Source organism: Flavisolibacter tropicus (assembly GCF_001644645.1).
GTDB classification, from domain to species: domain Bacteria; phylum Bacteroidota; class Bacteroidia; order Chitinophagales; family Chitinophagaceae; genus Flavisolibacter; species Flavisolibacter tropicus.
This window is the reverse complement of record NZ_CP011390.1, coordinates 4,807,802-4,830,512: the sequence shown is the minus strand read 5'-3', so window position 1 is coordinate 4,830,512 and position 22,711 is coordinate 4,807,802. Positions and strand designations below refer to the sequence as shown.

The 22,711-nt window shown below is 41.6% G+C and carries 23 protein-coding genes, 2 tRNA genes and 1 pseudogene; 13 read left to right on the top strand and 13 right to left on the bottom strand.

Annotation, left to right across the window (positions count from 1 at the left end; translation table 11 throughout):
* The first annotated feature begins 36 nt into the window (after positions 1 to 36).
* The 5 genes from SY85_RS20735 (at position 37) to SY85_RS20715 (ending at position 2,770) form a co-directional block, all read left to right on the top strand.
* A tRNA-Gly gene (locus SY85_RS20735) sits at positions 37 to 109 on the top strand.
* Positions 110 to 146: 37 nt separating this feature from the next.
* Positions 147 to 232: transfer RNA gene (locus SY85_RS20730), tRNA-Leu, on the top strand.
* Positions 233 to 272: 40 nt separating this feature from the next.
* Positions 273 to 557 carry a GIY-YIG nuclease family protein gene (locus tag SY85_RS20725; RefSeq protein ID WP_066407194.1) on the top strand — a complete coding sequence of 95 codons (285 nt, stop codon included), beginning with the start codon at positions 273 to 275 and terminating at the stop codon, positions 555 to 557.
* A 135-nt stretch (positions 558 to 692) separates the two neighbouring features.
* On the top strand, positions 693 to 977 hold the full coding sequence (locus SY85_RS20720) for a GIY-YIG nuclease family protein (RefSeq protein WP_066407194.1): 285 nt from the start codon (positions 693 to 695) through the stop codon (positions 975 to 977).
* 329 nt (positions 978 to 1,306) lie between these two features.
* Positions 1,307 to 2,770: a serine hydrolase domain-containing protein gene (locus SY85_RS20715; RefSeq protein WP_066407191.1), complete on the top strand. Its 1,464-nt coding sequence runs from the start codon at positions 1,307 to 1,309 to the stop codon at positions 2,768 to 2,770.
* A 54-nt stretch (positions 2,771 to 2,824) separates the two neighbouring features.
* Here SY85_RS20715 and SY85_RS20710 read toward each other — a convergent pair whose 3' ends face one another.
* The gene (locus SY85_RS20710) at positions 2,825 to 3,664 is read right to left on the bottom strand and encodes a helix-turn-helix domain-containing protein (protein WP_066407190.1); all 840 of its coding nucleotides are present in this window, start codon (positions 3,662 to 3,664) and stop codon (positions 2,825 to 2,827) included.
* A 202-nt stretch (positions 3,665 to 3,866) separates the two neighbouring features.
* On the opposite strand from SY85_RS20710, the gene SY85_RS20705 reads away from it, so the two are divergent.
* The 3 genes from SY85_RS20705 to gloA2 all read left to right on the top strand — a co-directional run bounded on the left by SY85_RS20705 (position 3,867) and on the right by gloA2 (position 6,002).
* Complete coding sequence (locus SY85_RS20705; protein ID WP_226998923.1) at positions 3,867 to 4,442, top strand: c-type cytochrome; 576 nt, start codon at positions 3,867 to 3,869, stop codon at positions 4,440 to 4,442.
* Between the two features lie 186 nt (positions 4,443 to 4,628).
* Positions 4,629 to 5,606 carry a tetratricopeptide repeat protein gene (locus SY85_RS20700; protein ID WP_158513014.1) on the top strand — a complete coding sequence of 326 codons (978 nt, stop codon included), beginning with the start codon at positions 4,629 to 4,631 and terminating at the stop codon, positions 5,604 to 5,606.
* A gap of 6 nt (positions 5,607 to 5,612) precedes the next feature.
* On the top strand, positions 5,613 to 6,002 hold the full coding sequence (gene gloA2, locus SY85_RS20695; protein WP_066407185.1) for an SMU1112c/YaeR family gloxylase I-like metalloprotein: 390 nt from the start codon (positions 5,613 to 5,615) through the stop codon (positions 6,000 to 6,002).
* A 135-nt stretch (positions 6,003 to 6,137) separates the two neighbouring features.
* On the opposite strand, the gene SY85_RS20690 is transcribed toward gloA2, so the two are convergent.
* The 4 genes from SY85_RS20690 to dtd all read right to left on the bottom strand — a co-directional run bounded on the left by SY85_RS20690 (position 6,138) and on the right by dtd (position 8,867).
* Positions 6,138 to 7,367, bottom strand: coding sequence for a YihY/virulence factor BrkB family protein (locus SY85_RS20690; RefSeq protein WP_066407184.1), 1,230 nt, complete (start codon positions 7,365 to 7,367; stop codon positions 6,138 to 6,140).
* A 166-nt stretch (positions 7,368 to 7,533) separates the two neighbouring features.
* Positions 7,534 to 7,857, bottom strand: a complete 324-nt coding sequence (locus tag SY85_RS20685) for a nucleotide pyrophosphohydrolase (protein ID WP_066407182.1) — start codon at positions 7,855 to 7,857, stop codon at positions 7,534 to 7,536.
* Positions 7,858 to 8,003: 146 nt separating this feature from the next.
* Complete coding sequence (locus tag SY85_RS20680) at positions 8,004 to 8,393, bottom strand: group III truncated hemoglobin (RefSeq protein ID WP_066407181.1); 390 nt, start codon at positions 8,391 to 8,393, stop codon at positions 8,004 to 8,006.
* Between the two features lie 21 nt (positions 8,394 to 8,414).
* Positions 8,415 to 8,867 carry a D-aminoacyl-tRNA deacylase gene (dtd, locus tag SY85_RS20675; RefSeq protein ID WP_066407179.1) on the bottom strand — a complete coding sequence of 151 codons (453 nt, stop codon included), beginning with the start codon at positions 8,865 to 8,867 and terminating at the stop codon, positions 8,415 to 8,417.
* Between the two features lie 98 nt (positions 8,868 to 8,965).
* On the opposite strand from dtd, the pseudogene arfB reads away from it, so the two are divergent.
* The 4 genes and pseudogenes from arfB to SY85_RS20655 all read left to right on the top strand — a co-directional run.
* Positions 8,966 to 9,349: pseudogene (gene arfB, locus SY85_RS20670) on the top strand (alternative ribosome rescue aminoacyl-tRNA hydrolase ArfB); the annotation flags it as partial.
* 25 nt (positions 9,350 to 9,374) lie between these two features.
* Positions 9,375 to 10,130 (top strand): MbnP family protein, encoded by a 756-nt coding sequence (locus tag SY85_RS20665; RefSeq protein ID WP_066407174.1) that lies wholly within the window; start codon positions 9,375 to 9,377, stop codon positions 10,128 to 10,130.
* A gap of 2 nt (positions 10,131 to 10,132) precedes the next feature.
* Positions 10,133 to 11,179, top strand: coding sequence for a cytochrome-c peroxidase (locus tag SY85_RS20660; RefSeq protein WP_066407172.1), 1,047 nt, complete (start codon positions 10,133 to 10,135; stop codon positions 11,177 to 11,179).
* Between the two features lie 63 nt (positions 11,180 to 11,242).
* On the top strand, positions 11,243 to 12,745 hold the full coding sequence (locus tag SY85_RS20655; RefSeq protein ID WP_066407170.1) for a lipopolysaccharide biosynthesis protein: 1,503 nt from the start codon (positions 11,243 to 11,245) through the stop codon (positions 12,743 to 12,745).
* A gap of 667 nt (positions 12,746 to 13,412) precedes the next feature.
* Here the strand turns inward: SY85_RS20655 and SY85_RS20645 are convergent.
* Positions 13,413 to 14,057 carry an MBL fold metallo-hydrolase gene (locus tag SY85_RS20645; RefSeq protein WP_066407165.1) on the bottom strand — a complete coding sequence of 215 codons (645 nt, stop codon included), beginning with the start codon at positions 14,055 to 14,057 and terminating at the stop codon, positions 13,413 to 13,415.
* 72 nt (positions 14,058 to 14,129) lie between these two features.
* Here SY85_RS20645 and SY85_RS20640 point away from each other — a divergent pair, with 72 nt between their 5' ends.
* The gene (locus SY85_RS20640) at positions 14,130 to 17,564 is read left to right on the top strand and encodes a TolB-like translocation protein (protein WP_066407162.1); all 3,435 of its coding nucleotides are present in this window, start codon (positions 14,130 to 14,132) and stop codon (positions 17,562 to 17,564) included.
* Positions 17,565 to 17,596: 32 nt separating this feature from the next.
* Here SY85_RS20640 and SY85_RS20635 read toward each other — a convergent pair whose 3' ends face one another.
* From SY85_RS20635 to SY85_RS20605, 7 genes are read right to left on the bottom strand one after another with little or no spacing between them, the layout of a single operon-like run.
* A complete protein-coding gene (locus SY85_RS20635) occupies positions 17,597 to 18,298 on the bottom strand; it encodes a DUF1361 domain-containing protein (RefSeq protein WP_082886636.1) in 702 nt (233 codons plus the stop codon).
* The gene (locus SY85_RS20630; protein ID WP_066407155.1) at positions 18,288 to 18,677 is read right to left on the bottom strand and encodes a diacylglycerol kinase; all 390 of its coding nucleotides are present in this window, start codon (positions 18,675 to 18,677) and stop codon (positions 18,288 to 18,290) included. The genes SY85_RS20635 and SY85_RS20630 overlap by 11 nt, the downstream gene beginning before the upstream one ends.
* Before the next feature lie 36 nt (positions 18,678 to 18,713).
* Complete coding sequence (creD, locus tag SY85_RS20625) at positions 18,714 to 20,054, bottom strand: cell envelope integrity protein CreD (protein WP_066407152.1); 1,341 nt, start codon at positions 20,052 to 20,054, stop codon at positions 18,714 to 18,716.
* Positions 20,055 to 20,075: 21 nt separating this feature from the next.
* Complete coding sequence (locus SY85_RS20620) at positions 20,076 to 20,294, bottom strand: hypothetical protein (protein WP_066407149.1); 219 nt, start codon at positions 20,292 to 20,294, stop codon at positions 20,076 to 20,078.
* Positions 20,275 to 20,706: a hypothetical protein gene (locus tag SY85_RS20615; RefSeq protein ID WP_066407146.1), complete on the bottom strand. Its 432-nt coding sequence runs from the start codon at positions 20,704 to 20,706 to the stop codon at positions 20,275 to 20,277. Before SY85_RS20615 ends, SY85_RS20620 begins: the two co-directional genes overlap by 20 nt.
* Positions 20,703 to 21,212: a hypothetical protein gene (locus SY85_RS20610; protein WP_066407144.1), complete on the bottom strand. Its 510-nt coding sequence runs from the start codon at positions 21,210 to 21,212 to the stop codon at positions 20,703 to 20,705. The genes SY85_RS20615 and SY85_RS20610 overlap by 4 nt, the downstream gene beginning before the upstream one ends.
* Positions 21,213 to 21,237: 25 nt before the next feature.
* Complete coding sequence (locus SY85_RS20605) at positions 21,238 to 22,644, bottom strand: B12-binding domain-containing radical SAM protein (protein WP_066407142.1); 1,407 nt, start codon at positions 22,642 to 22,644, stop codon at positions 21,238 to 21,240.
* Positions 22,645 to 22,711: the final 67 nt, after the last annotated feature.

Here is a 22,711-nt window from a genome sequence, read left to right as displayed (position 1 = left end):
CTTATATTTGCACCCCCAAACAAAAGTTCTTTAAAAGCGGAAGTAGCTCATTTGGTAGAGCACGACCTTGCCAAGGTCGGGGTGGCCGGTTCGAGCCCGGTCTTCCGCTCAATATTTCCTCCCGCTTTGGGAGGATTTTTTTTGGAGCCCTGGTGGTGGAATTGGTAGACACGCAGGACTTAAAATCCTGTGACCCGCAACGGTCGTAACGGTTCAAGTCCGTTCCGGGGCACTAGATAGCCGATCTTTTTAAGATCGGCTATTTTTGTTTTATGCCCTACCTGGTCTATATCCTTTACTCTGAAAAATTGAACCGCTTTTATGTTGGAACAACGGATGATGCGGAAAGGCGCCTGTTGGAACACAATACGGCACATTACCAGGATGCGTATACCGTCAAGGGCATTCCATGGACGATTTACTTGACAATAGCGTGCACAAACAGTGAACAAGCGTATAAACTGGAGCGCTTTATTAAAAAGATGAAGTCATCGGTTTTTATTCAAAAGCTCAAAGACGTTCCTGGTGTACTTGAATCGGTTCTTGCTAAAATTTAGTGGTGGTGGAATTGGTATCCCGAAGCTTCGGGAACGCAGGACTTAAAATCCTGTGACCCGCAACGGTCGTAACGGTTCAAGTCCGTTCCGGGGCACTAGATAGCCGATCTTTTTAAGATCGGCTATTTTTGTTTTATGCCCTACCTGGTCTATATCCTTTACTCTGAAAAATTGAACCGCTTTTATGTTGGAACAACGGATGATGCGGAAAGGCGCCTGTTGGAACACAATACGGCACATTACCAGGATGCGTATACCGTCAAGGGCATTCCATGGACGATTTACTTGACAATAGCGTGCACAAACAGTGAACAAGCGTATAAACTGGAGCGCTTTATTAAAAAGATGAAGTCATCGGTTTTTATTCAAAAGCTCAAAGACGTTCCTGGTGTACTTGAATCGGTTCTTGCTAAAATTTAGTGGTGGTGGAATTGGTATCCCGAAGCTTCGGGAACGCAGGACTTAAAATCCTGTGACCCGCAACGGTCGTAACGGTTCAAGTCCGTTCCGGGGCACTAGGTAGCCGATCTTTTTAAGATCGGCTATTTTTGTTTTATGCCCTACCTGGTCTATATCCTTTACTCTGAAAAATTGAAACTGTTAATAATATATTCCGCACTTTCAATCAACCTATTCACTACTCTATTTTCACAATTCAAGCTTACTTAATACCATCTGAAGTATCTTAAGTACAAAAGGTACGAATCGAATCGTACCTTTAGAAGATACCATCATAAAATTTACCGGTCATGAAGAAGACCTTCTATCTGCTTTTCTTTTTATGTGCCTTTAGCCAATTATTTGCACAAGATGCACTAACCAAGCGCTTTGACAGCCTTACAAAAGAATACCAGGACCATTACTTCAATGGTGTTATTCTTATTGGTAAGGGCAACAGCATCATTTATAAAAATGCCTTTGGTTTTGCCAACCAAGAAAAGAAAATGCCGATGACTGTAGACAAGCTATTCAAAACAGAATCGGTAGGAAAAATGTTTACAGCTACTCGTATTATGCAATTGGTAGAACAGGGTAAGATAGACCTATCAAAATCTTTGGCCTATTACCTACCCGACTGGAAAATAAAGAACGCCGATAAAATAACTATCCATCAATTACTTAATCATACATCTGGATTACTTAGCCCTTGGGATGATCCCAGCTATGATTTCAAAAAAGTCTATTCAACCGAGGAATTAAAGTCGCTTATTGAAAATCAGCCATTGGCCTTTGACCAGCCAGGTTTACGATTTTCTTATAGCAACAGCGGCTATATAATATTAGGTGAGATCATTGCCAAACTGGATCATCAGCCTTTTGATCAAGCTATCCGCAAAAGCATATTTACAGTAGCAGGCATGAAGCAAATTGATCACCTGAAGGATACCGTAATGCCACAAACTGCTGCCCAACCCTATTTCTTTTATTCCAGCAAAGACTATGTGCAATCCAACCAGGGCGTAGGCCCAAGAGCTAGCGCTGCTGGTGGGTGGATTACAAATGCATCACAGTTGATGGCTTTTGCCAAAACATACTTAAGCGGCGCTTATCTGAAGCCTCAAACACGTAAGCTGCAATACACAGCCAATGGCACAGCAGACATCAGCAAGCAAGGCCGCTACTATACGTTTGGCTTTGAAGTGTCGACAGATAATATGGTTGCCGGCAAAACAATTATTGGACACAACGGTGGTGGTGCAGGCTTTTCAGTAGATGTTTATTTTGAACCGGAAAGCGGCTATATGGTTGTTATGTGCAGCAATATGTACGGTACCGGCAGAAGCATTACAGAAAATTATTTTAAGCTACTCTTTAACCAAGCGCCCAAAAAAGTACAACAGAGTTCAGTGATCAGATCCGTTGATTTAATTCAACTAAAAGGCAGCAACTACCTTACTACACAACCCTATGAGTTCTTTAAAGAAGCAGGCGTTACGCCATCTCCCCAAATAGTAATAAATGCTGCTGAAAACCTGGCAGAGCTAAAGGACTTTACCAATGCAGAAGCTTTTTTAACGATTGCTCAGCAACAATATCCTACAGCACCGCAAGTATGGTATATCAGTGGTAATGTGGCCATGCAACAAAAGAAGTTTGATGTAGCAAAGACTAGTTACCAAACAGCAAAAGCTAAAGCAGAAGAAAATAAAGATGGTTTCTTAACGGAATTGATCAATCAAAAACTGGAAGAGTTAAACAAGGTAAATCAGTAAAGTAACTAAATGGCCCTTGTGGCCATTTTCTTTTTTATAACCCTTGAAATTAACTTAGCATAAATCTATTGGATACTTATCACCCTTACTCTGAAAGAATTCCTGGCTATTATGTATCATTAAGGTAGGCAGCACACCCGCAAAGGTTTTGAACTCTTTAATAAAGTGGGCTTGGTCGGCATACCCGAAGTTGTAGGCAGCGTCTGTCCACTGTGATGGAGCTTTATTAGAAAGCAAATAACTATACGTATTTCGGAAACGGATAATGCGGGTGTAAGTTTTAGGACTAGTTCCAAATGTATCACGAAAGCCACGTTCCAGCTGGCGGCGACTGATATTCAGCCGATGACTTAAAGTGGCTATAGATATTGAACCTTCCGATCGGCGTATAATTTCTGAAGCTTCGGTTACATATGTACGTGGTTGAATACTTTGTGTTAGTAATGTAGACAGAAAGGTTTCAGAAATACGTATATATTGGCTCATCGAATTTGCCTCTCCTATTCGTTCTACTAACTCGTTTATATACTTACCAAATACAGCGCTCAGATGGGAAAACGAATTAAACAGTGTGCCGGCGGGAACATTAAACAGACTTAACAAGCTTTCCGGTTTTAAGCGGATACCAAACTTGACGGTAGGCCCCAAACACCTCCATGTTACTACATCTTTATATACACCGGCAACAAAAGCACCAGGTAATACCTGCCATCTTTCATTAGCATATACCTCGCAGCGGCCATCAACAAAGATCAATTCGGTGGTACCAAATGGTAAACAACGCTGCAAGGGTGAGTATTGATGCTCACCTGCCTCAAACTCATGGTACCAATAGCAATCTACAAATGGCTGCAAAGAGGCTGAAGGTTGAAATTCACAGTATTGGATGTTCATGGTTAATTGCGCGTATTACTGTTATTGTTTCTTAAAAGGTCAGTTAGTATAAAATCTTGACTCCCTATATGTGAAATTAAAAGTATACAACGCTATCTCATTGTAGAAATGCGACATGTATGAATTGTATTAAACATGTCGCATTTCTACAATCTGGCATTAGAACAAGTGTTCATTTTTGCAACCTAAAAATAGAATAGATATGATGAAAAGCACAGTATCCATGATCATTGCCACTGCCCTAATCTGTGGCGTTTCTGCCTGCAACCAACAGGACAAAACTTCTTCTTCCCAATTACCCACCAAACAAGATACGATCAAGCGGGGCGAATACCTGGTTGCAACCATGGGATGCGGTGACTGTCATTCGCCTAAAATTATGACCCCTCAAGGGCCGGCACCTGACCCTGAGCGTCTTTTAAGCGGTCATCGTGCTGATGAAAATTTAGGACCTATAGATACATCGACACTTAAATCATGGGTGTTGTTTAACTTCAATAATACAGCCGTTGTTGGCCCTTGGGGTACGTCCTATGCCGCCAACCTTACCTCTGATGCTACCGGTGTTGGCAACTGGACAGAAGAGCAATTCTTTACAGCCCTGCGTAAAGGAAAATATAAAGGCCTTGAAAATAGCCGTCCGCTTCTGCCGCCTATGCCATGGCAAAATACGGCCCAACTCAATGATGGAGATATCAAAGCCATCTTTGCCTATTTAAAAAGCACAAATCCTGTGGATAATGTAGTACCTGCCCCCAAAGCGCCAGGACAGTTATAATAATTATAATCGTTTATTACAAATAGAAAAGCCCTGTTTAACGGGGCTTTTCTATTTGTAATAATTCAATGAGTTGGTCAGACAAAATCGGTAATTGTAAATATTCGCAGATGTAATTATCTTCCCTATAGCTTCTATATATTTAGAAGTTAAATCAATCCAATACTAACTCTTTAATGAATGATCATGATTAGATCTTTAGCCCTACTCTTCTTATTCACATATTCCATTTCTTCCTTTGCCTGTATAAATGAAATGCGTGTGCTGCTTTCCGGTAAGCAAGTGGAAGTTAGTGGGTTGGGTGATGAAGTACCAATTGGGCGTGATAGCAGTGAAATTGAAGGTAAAACTTACTACATCAAGCAACTTGCTTACTTAGATAGTGTATGGAAAAAAGATAAGAAGATCGACGATTATTCTGACTACGGTGTATACCTTATTTATTTAGGTCGCTATAATGAAGCAAAAGAAGTTTATCAACGAATAGAAAGTACGCATCCGGGAAGGTATTCCACTGCGGCAAATATTGGAACCCTTTATGAGCTCTTGGGACAAAACGATTCTGCGCTTTATTGGATAAAAAAGGCTATTCAAATTGATCCCTCCTCACATATGGAATCGGAATGGCTACATGCTAAAATTCTGGAAGCTAAAATCAATGGCGATCGTTCTGTTAATAGTCAGTTTCTTATTGGAACAACATTTGGCAGCGATGTCAAACCACAAACTACTTTAAGTGAAAACGATCTCAAAAAACTAAGACAAGCCATCTATTACCAACTGTATGAACGCATATCGTTTATCAAACCTGAGGATAAGATTGTAGGACTACTTCTTTTTGAATTGGGAAATATAACGGCGCTGACGCATGATGTAACTTCAGCCCTAAGAATTTATGACAAAGCAGTGGAATATGGATTTGTAAATGACGTACTCAAGAAAAGATATGAGCATTTCTTAAGTCTGCAGAAAGGATTAAAGAATGAATATCAAAATCAAATAATACGCCCCTGGGAAAAGAAACAGCAACCGGTAACGCTTGTTAAAAGCACAAAGGTGAGCAATGGATCAACCTATAAAACAATCATGTGGATCAGTGGGTCGCTACTTGCATTAGTAATAGTAGTCTTAATTTGGCGTCTCAAAAGAGCTAATTACCAGTAATCAATTATGGTATCATTAAACGCTATACATCACATTGCCATTATATGCTCAGACTATGAGCGCTCAAAAGTCTTTTATACAGAAGTATTGGGCCTTAGCATTATCAGAGAAGTATATAGAGCAGAGCGGCAGTCCTATAAGCTGGACTTGGCTTTGAATGGCCACTATGTTGTTGAATTATTTTCTTTTCCTAATCCGCCGCAACGCCTATCGCGCCCTGAAGGTACGGGACTACGACACTTAGCCTTTGAAGTAAACGATATAGAAGAAACAGTTCGTCAACTTAATAAACACCAGGTGGTAGCAGAGCCTATCCGTATTGATGAATACACAGGAAAAAAGTTTACGTTCATTTCTGATCCAGATCTGTTGCCCATAGAGTTTTACGAGCGTTAGTTTTACGAGCCAGCCGTTAGTTATAGTCCGACTATAAAGTAAGAAGTCCTATGTCTTGAAGACATAGGACTTCTACAATAGAATAGTACTCTTTTAATATAATTATCTCTCTCTCCTTATCTCTTTCTCTCTTAGCTATGCTTTTGCATCATTACTTTGATCAACAGCCGTATTAACAAAGAATAACAATAGACCCGCCAATGCTACTCCAATATTGGTAGGTTTCTTATGCTCTACACGAATACGATACAAACCCTCTTTATCCGGTTTAGCGGCTTTTGCATTATGGCTAGATGTGTATACCTGCTCATACACTATTGTAGGCTGCAGCTTAGGTTTGCGGATATCAGGCTTAGCCGCTTTAGGCTGTTGTTTTTCCTCATTCTCTTCATCCTGTTGTTTGCCGAACTGCGCCTGAGGTTCAGATAACTGCTCTCGTACTTGCGCTGCGACCGGCTTATCCCCTTCTACTACAACTGTACTTTGCGTTACCGCATATTTATTAGGTATAATACCCTTGGTATATTTTACATCGTAAGCCCTTGTAAACTCTGCACCAAAGTACAGTATGAAAGCAGAATAATAAATCCACACTAACAGTATGATCAATGAGCCAGCCGCTCCAAATGAGCTGCCCACATTACTGGTACCGATATAGAAGGAGATAGCAAACTTACCAATCAGGAACAGTATAGATGTAGCAATAGCGCCTGGCCACACTTGCTTCCATTCCATACGAGCATCTGGCAACACTTTAAAAATAACAGCAAAGAGCGATGTTGTAATTACTAGTGACAAAATACCTGTAATCACAAACATAACGGCCTCTCCTACGCCCGGTAGCAATTGCTGAATACGATCGCCCAGACCCGCAGTTAAAGCTGTTACTGCCAAAGACACCAATAGCAAGAAGCCTAAGACACCGATCATACCAAAGGACAACAGGCGGTTTTTAATAAGCAGAAACATCCCTTGCTTGGGCTTGGACTTTAATCCCCAAATGGTGTTAATAGAATCCTGCAGTTCGCCAAACATACCAGTAGCACCAACCAACAAGGTAATGATACCAACCGTAGCCCCTATATTACTGTCGCCGCTTTTAAAGGCGTTTTTGACAATATCCTGAATCTGTGCAGCAGGTTCCCTCCCAATAAAAGAACCCAGTTGATTATAGATAGAACCCTCCACGGCCTCGCGCCCTAAGAACAGGCCGGCTAATGAAATGATTAGTAATAGCAGGGGGCCAATGGAGAAGACGGTATAATAAGCCAGTGAAGCACTGAGCTTTGGTACTTTATGATCAGAGAATCCTTTAAACGCATCTTTCATCACCTGCACCATTCCTTTAAAGGTAACCTTTGCCATAAACGCATTGTTTAGGTAAGGGTATACAAAAAAGGGACCGCAGATTAAGGGATTAGTGGGATTAGAAGCTGTTTATAAGTTTACAAGTTGATAAGTTGAAAAGGATAGATACAAGATTGAAACATCCCTTTTCAACTTGTAAACTTGTCAACCCTCTCCTCTATCTCTATAACTTCTCATTCTGCTGATGGCGGTCTTTATCACGGATAGATTTCTTTTCAAAGTTCTTTTGCAGGGCAGCGGTTAGGTCTACACCGGTTTGGTTGGCAATACAGATGAGCACCCACATTACATCGGCCAGCTCATCACTAAGCTCCTTCCCTTTATCACTTTCTTTAAAGCTTTGCTCACCATACAAGCGGCTCATTAGGCGGGCCACCTCTCCCACTTCTTCTGTTAGGATAGCCATATTCGTTAGTTCATTAAAATAACGAACACCTGTTGTCTTGATCCAGTTATCAACTTGCGCTTGCGCCTCTTGTATTGTCATGACACGAATTTAAGGTTTGAATTACACGAATTTGATAGTTAGAAAACGATTCGTTTAAACATAAGTGACCTTGCTCCAAAATTGACAATAACCTATTACAATTCATGTAATTCAATAAAATTGGTGTAATAAACCTAAGAAGCAAGTTATTTATTACCTACCTGATTATAGTTGAGTTTAATGTCCATGAGCGTAGCGATAGATGCACCGCGCTGTTTCATGAGTGTTGCTTTTTCTCCTTCAAATAAACGATCTACAGTTTGAGTAAACAATTGTACCCAGCGATCGAGGTGTTCTTTTTTAATAGAGGACAGTTGGTGAATGTGTTGGTGCACCGCCATTACGTTTTTACTATAGGTACGGCTGCCAAAAAGAATGGCCTCCCAGAATCCGGCAATCACGGGAATGTGTTGCTGCATATCTAATGGAACAACCTCTGTAAAAAAGCGGCCAATAGAAGGATCTTGTGTGGCCTGCTGATAAAACGCTTCCAACAGTTTTTCTATGTCTTCACGGTTTTCTATATCACGCTTCATCTCTTGTTATTTACTAAACTACTATTCTTTGTTTTTGGTATCTATTACAATTGTTACAGGTCCATCGTTTAACAACTCCACTTTCATATCGGCACCAAATATTCCGCAAGGTATGGGTTTCCCTAAGTCCTTTGCCAATTGTAGCTTCATCTTTTCATATATGGGAATGGCTACATCTGGCTTGCTTGCTTTTATATAACTGGGCCGGTTACCTTTTTTGGTTGAGGCATGCAAAGTAAACTGACTTACCAATAAAATACCACCACCTATTTCAAGTACAGAGCGGTTCATAACACCTTGCTCATCATTAAAGATCCGGAGGTTGACGATTTTATTACTCAGCCACACCCTATCTTCTTCTGTATCCGCATCTTCAATACCAAGCAATACTAGTAGCCCGTGATTGATCTGTCCCGTTATCTCTCCCTCCACCGTTACGCTAGCTTTAGTAACCCGTTGTATAACTACTCGCATAAAATTTGCATCATTAAAAAAGGGAAGTTAACGGCAGGGTTTCATAAATCAGTTGTTTTTTTTAGCTTCACCACCGAATTATGGTTGACGTATCGGCGGAAATAGAATTGAAAACTACCAGGAGTGGCGGAAAAGGCGGACAGAATGTAAATAAAGTAGAAACCGCAGTGATCGCGACCTTCCCTATTGACAACTCCAACATCTTAACCCCGCAGCAAAAGCAAGTGCTGCACGAAAAGCTTGTAAACCGTATCAATGCAGAAGGAGAACTGTTTGTAAAAGCTCAAACACATCGTACCCAACTGCAAAACAAAGAAGAAGCCATTCAGAAAATTAATGAACTGATTACGCAGGCTTTGAAAAAAAAGAAGTTTCGGATTGCTACCAAGCCATCCAAACAAGCAAAGGAAAAGCGCTTGGATAGCAAAAAGAAACAGGGAGAACGAAAGCAAGGCCGCCAAAAGTTTCGTTACAACGCCTAACATTTATTAAGCCCACCCTTTTGATATGATGCGGTTACTCACCTCTATTACTATCGTATGTTTACTCCTGTTTACTAACAGCTGTAAAAAAGAAAAAAGCGCCACCGATGACACTGGTGCGTTTTTAGAAATTCAGCTGGTTAATCAGGTTAATGGTCAGCCCCTACAGTTAAACAAAACACTGACCAACTCATTCCAAGAAACATTTACACTAACCGAGTATAAATATTATGTCAGCAACCTGGAGCTGCTCAATCCAAGCAAAAACTTTAAAGCTTCAGACACCTATTTTTTAGTTAATGAACAAAGCGCCGACTCCAAAACACTGAAAACAACTATCAGGGCTGACGCCTATGATGGCCTGGTATTTTTGGTAGGAATAGATAGCACGCGGCAGGTTAGTGGCAATCATACAGGTGTGTTAGATCCCGCGCAAGGAATGTATTGGGATGCCAACGAAGGGTACATGGCTGCCAAGATGGAGGGCACCTCTGATTTTTCAGGGGCTCCCGGTAATGTATTACGACATGAGATTGGGGGATTTGAAGGTCAAACGAATGCTCTTCGTTATGTGATCATTCCCTTCCCCGCTACTATGGTAGTTAACCAAGGACAAACTTTAAAACTGACGATCAAGGCTGAACTGCTTCGCTGGTTTGATGGCATTTATCCCATGTCAATTGCCGACAACCCCACCATACTAAATCCAGGAACTGCGGCCATGAAAATTGCAGACAATTATTCCGGGCAATTCTCGTTATCTTCCATTGACGTGAAGTAATTATGAAACCTTGGATTGTTATTGGAGGCCTTGTAGCAATTGTAGCTGTAACAGTAAGTCTTTTAGAAAGCTGTAGTGATGTAGATTATTTCCCTCGCCCGCACACAACGCCATTGGCCTTTGAAGTACCTGCAGGCTTTCCTCCCCCGGTTTATAACTTTCAGAAAAACCCGCTGACCCAGGAAGGTGTAGAATTAGGTCGCCACCTGTTTTATGAAGGACGCCTATCTATAGATGGTAATTTTCCATGTTCTTCCTGCCACCAGCAAGTAGCCAGCTTTACCACCTATGAACACGACCGCAGCCATGGCTATAACCACTCCCATACCTTACGCAATGCCCCTGCCCTGCTCAATTTGGCCTGGCAACGCGCCTTCCGGCAAGATGGTAGTGCCAAAACGATGGAGGAAGTGTCTTATGCACATATTACGGCCCCCGATGAAATGGCCGAATCTATTCTAGGTATTATCCGCAAGCTGCAACAGGATGCTAACTATAAACAATTGTTCAAAGCCGCTTATGGTGACGAACAGATTACGGGCGATCGCGTTTTAAAGGCACTTACCCAATTTATGCTCACTATTGTAACAGCCGATTCTAAATACGACCGGGTAAAAAAAGGCACAGCCAGCTTTACATCTCAAGAGGCAAACGGCTACCAGGTTTTTCAAGCCAAGTGTACCGGCTGCCACACCGAGCCACTGTTTACCGATTTTACCTATCGCAACATTGGATTGCCTATACAGGATTTTCTTAGCGACTTTGGTCGACAGCGCGTTACCCACCAATCGTCCGACTCGCTAAAGTTTAGGGTGCCCAGCTTACGCAACGCTGAACTCACTTCTTATTATATACACGACGGCCGCAGCGCCACCCTTCGAAATATGGTAGATCACTACCGCAGTCGCGTAGAGCAAGGGCCTACTTTGGATCCTTCATTAAAGAATGGTATTCCGCTCACCAATACAGAGCTGGATAATGTAGTTGCCTTTTTACGCACCCTATCGGACTCCAGCATTCTTCACAATCCTAAATTTGGAGCGCCATAATAAACAGGCTTTAACAAGTATGGCACAGTTGTACCCATTATTTTTGTCGCAAATTGTATTGGCGTGAGTGGTATTAAGAAACTGGCAGGACAAACCCTTTGGTATGGTGGAAGCTCTATTGCTGCCCGTTTTATCAATTATTTATTGACCCCTCTTCTGACGTATTCAGCAGTCATTTCCAAGGCTGATTATGGAAAGATCGGGTTAATCTATTCTGCGCTCCCGGTATTGAATGTTCTCTTTACGTATGGTTTAGAAACAGCCTACTTCCGCTTTTCAGCCAAGGCAGAAAACCGGTCTACCATTTTCAGCACCGCCTTTTTATCCATAGCCATTAGTACGCTATTCTTTTCACTTATTCTATATACGTTTCCTGGCATTTTAGGAGGGATCACCGGCTTAACAGACCTGCCACAACTGATCAAGCTATCTGTTCTGATCATTTCATTTGATACGTTAAGCACTATTCCTTTTGCGCGTTTGAGGCAGGAAGAACGGCCCAGGATGTATGCATTGGTAAAAATTTCCGGTATCCTCATTAATATATTGGTTACATGGTTCTTTATCAGCTACTGCCCTTCCCATTTTGACCCACAAAACCCTAATTGGCTGACCCTGATTTATAACCCCTATATCAACCCGGTAACCTATGTGCTGGTTGCCAACCTGCTGCAGGCAATTATTACGCTTTTAATGTTGTCGCGCGAGATTGCACAGGTAAGGCTGAAAATCGATGGTAGGCTGTGGCGCGAAATGATGGTTTACGCCATGCCGCTGCTCATTGTAGGATTTGGCGGTGTGATCAATGAAACCTTTGACCGGCTTATGCTCCGCTGGTGGTTACCTGGCAGCGAAATTTATAGAGAGTCGCAAGTAGGTATCTATAACGCTTGTTATAAACTTTCGATTCTTATCACCTTGTTTATACAAGCCTTCCGGATGAGTGCCGAGCCTTTTTTCTTTAAGCAGGCGCAGGGAGAAAAGCCCCAACGTACATACGCCCGCGTAATGAAGTTTTTTGTTATTGTCATTTCTGTCATGTTCCTGCTGGTAAGCCTGTTTTTGAATGTATGGCAGTACATGATCGGAGCGTCGTACCGCGTGGGATTGAAGGTTGTTCCCATTCTTTTATTGGCCAATATGTTCCTGGGTATTTACTACAACCTTTCTATTTGGTATAAATTGTCCAATAGAACTATGGCGGGTGCCTGGATCACGCTTTTGGGAGCAGCGGTAACTACTGTCATCAACTATTTCTTTATTCCACACTATGGATACATGGCCTGCGCCTGGGCTACCTTCCTGTGCTATGGCACCATGATGGTGGTATCATATATCTGGGGGCAAAAAGCATATCCTGTTCCTTATGCCTGGCGCAAACTGGTAGCCTATATACTTATATCGGTAGGTTTCTTTGGTCTGTATACCTTATTCCAAGGATTTATTGATAATGTATGGGTGAATCGTGTCATTGCCCTTATCCTGCTATCGCTTTACACCCTGTTTATTCTTCGCGTAGAGCGAAAAGAATTTGCGCGACTGCCAGTTATTGGTAAATATCTCTAGCAAAGCCAAGCTCGTGAATGGTCAATGGTGAATGGTGAGTTGGCTAACGCACTAAACCCCAAAAATCAGACGCTCTTACAAATACAGAAGCACTCCACTTTGCAGAGTACTTTTCTTATGGATTAAACAAACCCTATATAATACAAATCCTGCTACCTTTCCCCCAACGTCCAATTCCAACCAATCGGCAGTTCACCTTCATGGATACTCCACTGCCACTCCTCTGTTCCTTGCCTACTCCTCCGCTGTCCCTTCATGGTTACTCCGTATAGAATACTAGGTTACTCCGTATGGCCTCCTCCCTTACTCCGTATCACACCCGTACCTAGAGCCGTATGGCGCCATCCGCTCACTGCTATAAACACAGAAGAAGTAGTAAAAAAAAGTGTAATTCGAAAGGCTGAAAACGCCTTAAAAAGAAGACACTAAAGATACAAAATACAGCCCAGCTTTCCTTTAATCCCTGAATCTCCCCAAATCCCGGTTCAAACAATCTTCTTTCTGATGTGAAGGACTTTGCTTTCCAGTATAAAAAAGCACTCCACAAACGGGGTGCTTTAGTATTAAAATGAATTTGCTCCTCTGGTTTTGTGCATTTGCTCTCCTCCCCTTCAGGGAGGCTGGGAAGGGCCTCACGTCTCACGTTTGACGTTTCACTATTCGCCCTTTACACCATCTTTACAAAAGGATTGGTTTTCATTTCATCGCCAATGGTAGTGCTATCGCCGTGGCCAGGATAGACAACTACATCTGCTGGTAGTGTATACAGTTTGGTAAGAATGCTTTGTTCCAGCACATCAAAACTGCCGCCGGGAAGGTCGGTACGGCCAATACTTCCTTCAAACAACACATCGCCACTGATGAGGAACTTATGTTCTTTACTGTAAAACGAAATACTGCCCGGTGAATGACCAGGTGTGAATAATACGTGCAGCTCTTCATTGCCCAGTTTTACCACATCTCCTTCTTCCAAAAACTTCAGTTCTCCATCATAGTTATCGAAAGGCATTTGCCACTGCAGGCCGGCGGTAGGCCCGAATTCCAGAACCGGTTTCTCCAACTGGTGCAGATGTAGCGGTAAACCATAGGTTTTATGTATGAAACGATTACCAAATATGTGGTCCAGGTGACAATGCGTATTCAGTAAGTGCGTGGGCGTTAGGTTATTAGCACTGATAAAATCGGTTATGGCTTTCTCTTCTGCTGCAAAATAACAGCCGGGATCTATAATACAGCACTGCCTTAATTCGTTATAAACGATATATGTATTTTCCTGAACAGGGTTGAAGGTGAAGGATTGAATATGTAGCATGCAGCTTTTTTGTATTTTTAATGCAATTTACTTTCAAAAGGCACCATTTTATCCCTAACACTGACATACTTTATGAATAAATCCCTTGGACGATTTTGTTTTAGTGTTGCTACCTTGTTTTGTTTTGTCCAATTTACACAAGCGCAGGTGAATGCGGTTGAGTTTGGAAAGAACCGTGTGCAATACCAAAAGTTTAACTGGCGCTATTATCAGACTGAAAATTTCAACACCTATTTTGCCCAGGATGGGCTTGAAATAGGCAAGTATGTTGCTCAAATGGCAGAACAAGAGCTTCCCCAGCTGGAAGAGTTTGTTGAATATGGCATGCAACGCCGGGCCAACATTGCTGTTTATAACAATTTCAATGAAATGCAGCAGTCCAATATTGGCTTAGGTATTGACTGGCAAAACACAGGCGGTGTTACTAAGCTTGTGAACAATAAAATGCTGGTGTATTTTGACGCCAACAAAAACAACCTGCGCCGGCAGATCCGTCAAGGCATTGCCCAAGTGTTGGTACAAAACCTGCTCTTTGGTGATGACTTGGGAGAAATGGCTGCTAATCAAACGCTGCTGGACTTACCGCAATGGCTAACCGATGGATATATTGAATACGCAGCGGAAACCTGGAGTACTAGCCTGGACGACCAACTTCGGAATACGTTATTAAGTGCAGAATATACCAACTTCTATCAGTTTGCTTTTGAAAAGCCTATGCTGGCGGGACATGCCTTTTGGTACTACTTTGGAAATAAGTATGGGCAAAGCAGAACTACTTACCTGCTTTACCTGGCACGTGTGTACCGCAACCTGAACACTGCCACACAACGTATTGCTAAGAAAAAGTTTAAAGATGTACTGGCCGACTTCATGACAGAGATGTCGCAAATGTATTTCAAGGACATCCGCGGCCGACGCAACAGCCCTAAAGGTCAGCTGGGTATCAGTGAAGAAATTGGTAAAAAGGACTTTATCCGTTTTAACGCCAGCCCTCAACCGAAAAGCTTTACCTATGCCGTAGTTGAATTCAAGCAGGGTAAATACAGTGTGGTATTGAATGAGAACTTTGTTAACCGTAAAGTATTGTTGCAGTTTGGTACCCGCTCTCGCCAGGATGAGGTTAACCCTAACTACCCTATTCTTGCCTGGGATGGTAAAGGAACTCGTTTAGCTGTATTGTACAGTGAAGAAGGAAAGATCAAATTGTTTGTGTATGATATTGTAAGACGCATTAAAACCACCAAGCAGGAAATTACAGCCTTTGACCAGATACAGGATATGAAGTATATGCTGGATGCCAACACACTCATCTTTAGTGCTGTGAAAGGTGGGCAAACTGACATCTTTGTGTATAAGATAGATAAGATGTCTGTGGAGCAGATCACTAACGACTCTTATGATGATCTCGATGCCTCATTTGTTACCTTCCCTAATAAGACAGGTATCATCTTTGCCTCAAACCGACCATCGGCTAATGCAACAGGATCTGATACTTCTTTACCATCAAAGCACTTCAATATCTTCTTAGTAGATAACTGGAATAAGAGTGAGTATAAGCAAATCTCTCAGCTAACTAACGTGAAGTTTGGAAATGCACGCTATCCTTCGCAATACAACACTTATCACTTCACTTTTGTAAGCGATGAAAATGGTGTAAATAACCGCTATGCAGGCTTCTTCTCTACTGAACGGGCAGGACTAGACACACTAGTTTACATTGGAGATGAAGTAATGCGAAATCCAACACTTCCTGAAGTGGATTCTGTATTAAGAGAGTGGAATAAAACCGATATTGACTCCGTAGGCTATTATGCTACCACACATGACTCGGCCTATGTATTCCCGTTGACCAACTACCAAAGCAGCATGCTGGAAACCCGCACTGCTGGTGATAATCAGCAAGTGAGCGAGGTAACACGCCTGGGTGATTACAAGAATCTTTATCGTCTAAAAGTAAATGAGGACGTACTGCGTCGTCGTAATATAACCGCAAGACCTACTGAGTACATGAAAAAAGTAATGACTCAGGAAAAGATTGCCAATAGTTCTACAACCATTTACCAACCAGTAAAGGATACTGCGAAACCTGCAGATGCTTTCCAAACTGAATTTGGTAATGAAGCAGCAGATAGCTCGAAATTAGGCAAGGTGGTTCAGGGTGAAGAAATAAATGCCCCAGAGCCCATTTTGAAAAAAGCGAAGCTATTTGAATACCGTCCACCTAAGTTCTTTAACGACTACCTGGTGGCAGGCCTTAACAACACAGTGTTTGGTATCAGTCGCTATCAGCAATATGCTTATGGTGCGGGGCCTATTGATCCTGCCAATGGTAATGACTTGAATGGTTTGATTCGCTTAGGTACGGTAGACCTGTTTGAAGATTATAAAATATCTGGCGGCTTCCGTATTGCTCCTAACCTGCGCGATAACGATGTATTGTTTGAGTTCAACAACTTGCGCAAGCGCTTTGACTGGGGCTTTAGCTACTATAGAAGTACCGTTACTTACGGAGGTTCATTGTCGGGCACAGGAATTAATATTCCTATAACTATTAAGCAACACTCTTCTTACTACTTGGGGCGTCTGCGTTATGCATTCGACCGAGTTAGAAGTCTTCGAGCTACAGTTGGACCTCGCTTTGATAATGAGATCGTAGAAGGTAAAGCGCCGTTCCCGGCTACAGTAGCGTATCCTGATAAGAAGCAAATCTTCGGTCAGGTTTCATTAGAATATGTACATGACAATACAATAAATCCAGCTCAAAACATTTGGCATGGCCTACGCTGGAAGACTTATGTAGATTGGTTCACACGACTAAAGACTTCTGGTGTAAGTGTACCTACCAGTGGCAAGTTCCTGTTCAACGCCGGCTTCGATGCCCGCCACTACTTACCTATTTATCGCAATGTTATTTGGGCTGTACGTGCTGCAGGAGACTTCTCCTGGGGTAGTCAAAAAGTGGTATACTACTTAGGTGGTGTAGATGGCTGGTTGAAATTTGGTGACAATGAAAAAGTCGATAATGAAGGAAATTTAACCTTCCGCTACTTTGATCCATTCAACAGACCAGCTGAAGATGCAAATTACGCTTACCAAGCACTGGCCGTAAACATGCGTGGCTTTAAGCAAAATGTAGCCAATGGTAATAATGCGGTTGTGCTGAACAGTGAGGTTCGCCTGCCAGTTTTCAGCACCTTCTTTAACCGCCCAATTAATAATGCGCTACTGCGCAATTTCCAACTGGTACAGTTCGTAGACCTGGGTACCGCATGGAATGGAAATTATAACTCAATTAAGCGCCCATCGGTATCTTACACTGATCCAAGCAATCCGGATGTAGTGGTAAACCTGAAAGCCGGTGGTGTTGGACCATTTGCTGGTGGTTATGGCTTTGGAGCACGCAGCACCCTATTAGGTTACTTCGTTCGCTTTGATGCCTCCTGGCAAATGAATGGCTTCTTCAGAGGCAAGCCGCAACTGTATGTAGCACTAGGTTTAGATTTCTAATCGTTTTAAAAAGAAACATAAAAAAAGGGACGCTATTGCGTCCCTTTTTCGTTTTCATTCATCTTACTCATTTTCTTTAGGGTGAGATAAAAAATGCTTAGCAAGACAGTAAAGCAGATAATCATACACCAATCAAACCGGTTGCGTATGGGATGAATAACGAGATAGACTACATCTTTAATTAAGGCTACCGGATTTGTAATTACATCCCAACTATTGAAACGCAAGTAGCGGCCAATAAAAATACCCAGTGCATTTAAGTACATCAAGGGTAAAATAAACAGCCACTCGTAAACATGCCAACGTTGCTGCAGTATTTTCTCCACTTGTCGAACTGATAATACACCTACAATTAAACCATTCCAGGCAAAGGACATAATCAACGCCAGATCGTACCACAAGGGTATTACATCTTGCTTTCGCAGATGAAACAAATCGGTAATAATGTAGAAGGAATTAGGAATTAATAAAAGCCAGGTAATAAGTAGTAAGATCAGAAATGGCTTAGACATATGCCGCTCTTCTCTGGCGATATAGGATGAAAGACTATAAGGTAAATAGGCCAGGAATAAATTCCAGATCAAAAAAGCAAACATCCATTCTCCTGTATATAGAATCCGAAAAGCTACGAGCGCCAGGCAAAAGGCTGTTAGTAACACAAGGATCTGGTATAGTCCGTTCTTATTTAAAAAGTAATTCTTGATAATCGTATTTCGGGTCAATTCATGAACCATATATAACAATGATTTTAGGAATGAAAACAATGGCACCAATTAGAACGGCAACTAATGATGCAATAAGTACAGCGCCTGCTGCCATGTCTTTAATGCGCTTGATCTCTTCGCATCGTTTCTGTGTAATAAAGTCTAGTGTCTTCTCGACACAGGTATTAAACATTTCAGCTATCCAAACAAGGCCAATAGCAAAACACAAAAGCGCTATTTCTATTTGACTGATGTTAAAGTAAACAGAGGCCCCAGCAACAAGTATAGTGATCGCTAAATGAATCCAGGCATTGTGCTCTGTTCTGAGCAAGTGAAAAATACCAGCCCCTGCATAAAAGAAACTTTTGCGGCGGGCGCGCCAGGAAAAAGTTGTTTGTGTGTAACGCATAAGTTAAAGAGTTGAAGGCCCCTAAGGGCCTTAATATTACCATTGTAGTTTTCTTGAGAAATACATGATGACACCTAATGTGATAAACAACCCAATGCTGCCAAATAACAAGGAATAGTCTTGCAGTTGTAGAATGCTGAACACATAACTGTACACTAACAAGAGTACAACAGATAAAACAGTTGATAGCTTACCGGACGCTAGTATGCCTTTGACAAACCAGGCTATCAGGCCAATGGTGGATAAAGCCGCTATTCCATAGGCTGCATTAAAACCTACATACTCGGAAAAAGAAAGTAATAGTGTATAGAATAATACTAGAGCTAGCCCTATTAATCCATATTGAAACGGGTGAACCGATTTGCGATTGATGGTTTCAATTAGGAAGAAGGCAACAAAGGTTAAGGCAATACACAAAATAGCATACTTGATAGAGCGTAGTGTTTTTTGATAGGCATTTACGGGTACAAAGAGACTAACCCCAACAGCGGAATTTTCTACATCGTAGGTTTTACCATTAGGAGATTCGTATTGACGAAACTCTTGTGGAAAGTTGCGCTTATGCGCTAAGCTGATCCAGTTAGCACTAAAGCCACTATCCTTAACCAACGTTGACTGTGGCAGCACATCTCCAGTAAAACTAGGGTGAGGGTAAGCTGACTGCAGGTTAATCTTTGAGGTTTTACCTATAGGTGTAAATAGTAGCTGTTCAGAACCACTCACATTCAATATACTTTCAAAGGAAATATTGTTAAGTTCCTCTGCAGATTGAATAGGCAGACGTGCCGTAAGGCCGTCAGCTCCATCTTGCCCGCCAATAGCATTAGGCGCAAACAACAACGTAGAGTTGTTCCATTTCAATTGCAACTCTTCATTCAAGCCTCGTGTATCGGTGACGCCCATACGAACAAATACTTCGTTCCAGACAACACTTTGCGGATCAATACCTAACTGCGACAGATTCACCTTAGCGAATTGACCTTTCAAATTCACCAGCGCATTGTATAACATTACTTTATAAATACCACGGTGTTTCTCCTGAGGATTAACCGTTGCATCCACTTGCAATTGATCGGGCAAAAAATAGGCGTACTTCTTTACGTTCGTTAACTTACCATTCGCATCTGCTGCTGTAGTGATATAGGGTATAGTAAGTATAGGGCCCGTAATGGTTTGCTTGCCTGCCCATTTTTGACTGACTTCTGCAATAGCCTCTTTCTGCCGGGCTTCACGCTCTTGAATTAGCCCCTCCACATAATTGGTAGGAATAAGAAGCAGGAGAATAAGGACACCAATGATTCCTGCTTTAATGAGAACTTTACTTTTAGACCAGATATCATTCGCGATTGTAGTAGTTGCTGTTGGAATTGTTTCCATGTTGGTTTATGGTTTTAAAGATTAAATACTTGTTTTTTCTGCAATCCACTTCCACCAGAAAGCAGTGCATGTGGTATATATAAAAAGGTTATATAGGTCATCGCTTACAGAGTGCCCCAATCGAGTGATACTTACATATACCGGTACTAAGAAGATGATAGCCAAAAGAGTAATCAGGTAACCGATAACATGTACTGGCACGTAGGTCCAGCCGGTTTGTTTAAACCAAACTATTTTCATTGTCTGTTGATTTAGATGTAAAGAGATATTGAAACTGTTGGGTGCGAATAAGAATGGCAATCCAGGAAGAAACGATAGCAGGGATTAAGAATATAAAGCCTTCAGATATTTCTTCCGGCGCACCTACTATTATGAGAATAATTAATAGATTAAGTATGATAGCTAATGCTGTAAGGAATAGCCATAATCCCTGCTTAACAAACGGGATGTCGCTATTGAAATTCAAAAAGCTTAGAAAAAACCACCCGAGCAACAAAGCAGGAATACTGATAATTATGGACACTACTGCTAATATGACAACATCATCCCAAGTGATATAACTACTTATCCAATTCTTGAAAAATAGAAATACAAATGGGTGTAGCAGATGTGATAAAAGCCATGTATTTAAAACATGTTTGAATGTGTTCATAGCCAGGCATATTGAACAGGTGAGAAAGGAAAGGATTGGATTGTTTGCAGTCTTTTTATCAATTGGTAACAAGGCCATAAAACTGCAAAACCTATGATACCAAAAGCACAATCACCCAAGCGCCACCAAAGTGGCAAGCCCCTTAAATAGCCCGCTATTAAAGCAAATGGAATTACGAGTACACAGGCTATCAATCCAAACTGTATCACCCAGATATTCTGTGCAGGATTCCTGTAGGGGCCTATAAAAAGAATGGCTAAAACAAAATGCGCAAAGGCCAGCCAATCGTACCCATATAATAAGAAGCTGTACTTGTTTTGCACTTCTAAATAAGCCTCCAAAACAATTTGAAAAAGAGTGGCTGCCATTGAGTCTGCTGGTAAATGTTTTAATAGCCAACGTAACTCTGGAGCAACTGGAATAGCTGTTAGACCACTTAAAAATAGACTAACGATAAAGAACAGCAGTAGTAAGCGAATGCGTTTTAGAATGATTTGCTCTATCATAAAATGTATTTAAAATGCGGAGTTATTAAGCAATAGCAGGGAACGGAGACAATGGCTGTTTTTGATTGGTTTTACTACCCACTTTTGATAAAATGGCTTCCAGTAATGGCAGCATCTTATTCAGCCCTTGTGTTTTAATAATGAAGTTCCATAGCGGTTCAAACTTTTTCCAACCACCGGCATATGTAAAATGCTTGATGGCATGTTTAATATTATCGTGTTGAGCGCTGGCTTTTAGGATGTTGCTCCAGCTATAGAATGATTGATAGGACCAGTCGTAGCCTTGCTTTAATTCATTGGCTGTTAGTCCAACCGTTTTATAAACAACTTGCCTCGTATCATATAACTCCCAATTGCGATGAAGGATACGTCCTTGTTGCTCCATTGTTTGGAACAAGCGTGTGCTTGGGTAAGGCGTAAGAATATGAAAGGTAGCAGTTGTTAAACCATTAGCAACCGCCCAGTCTACAGTACGCTTGAATACATCTTTATCATCATCATCTAAACCAAACACAAAGCTACCATTGATCATGATGCCCAAATCATGTAGCCGTTTGATGGCGGTTGTATAGTCCTTTCCAAGATTTTGTTTCTTATTGCTTTGTTGCAAGTTGGAGGAACTTAAGGATTCAAAGCCAATAAAGACAGAGCGCATTCCAGCTTTAGCCGCGTGTTCTATCAGGTTACCTCTTAAAACAGCATCAATCGTTGACGCTCCTTGAAAGACACGGTTCATACCTTGCATACCTGCAAACAAAGCAGATGCAAATTTTTGATTACCTAATAAATGATCATCCAGAAAGTACAAGTGCCTTCCCGGCAAGCGATTTATTTCTGCTAGAGCGGAATCAACACGTTGTGTGTAAAAAGATTTACCACCTTCAAAAAAAGCATCTTTATAACAGAAGTCGCAATGATGTGGGCAGCCCCTTGATACCACAATTGAATTAGGCACTAGGTATAAATGCCGTTTGATCAGGTCTCTGCGAATTGGTGGCACCTCGCTGATATCACGTTTAGCGTTGAGGTATATCTTTTGAGGATTTCCTTTTCTAAAATCATCAAGAAATTTTGGAAAAGTATCTTCTCCTGGTCCAATAAAGATGGTATCAGCATGTTGTGCGGCTTCTTCTGGTAGTGAAGAAACATGTAGACCACCCAAGCATACATGAGCCCCTTTTTTCCTATAATGGTCTGCCAATGCATAAGCACGAAAAGCATTGGTTATATACACCTGGATAATTACCAATTGGGGATTATCATCAATATTTAAAACTTCAACATGTTCATCTTGTAAATCAATCTGATCGTCCGGCGAGCAATAAGCAGCCAGTGTAGCCAAGCCAAGCGGAGGAAACAAAGAGTACTTGATAGGCCGCCAGTAGGGGCTTTTTGCTTCTGTAAGAGCTGGTAAAATCATTTTGATCTTCATAACTGTAGTATTAAGATTTCCTATAATAAAAAGTGCTTTGCATTTCAAAGTGTAAGGGCAAAAAAAT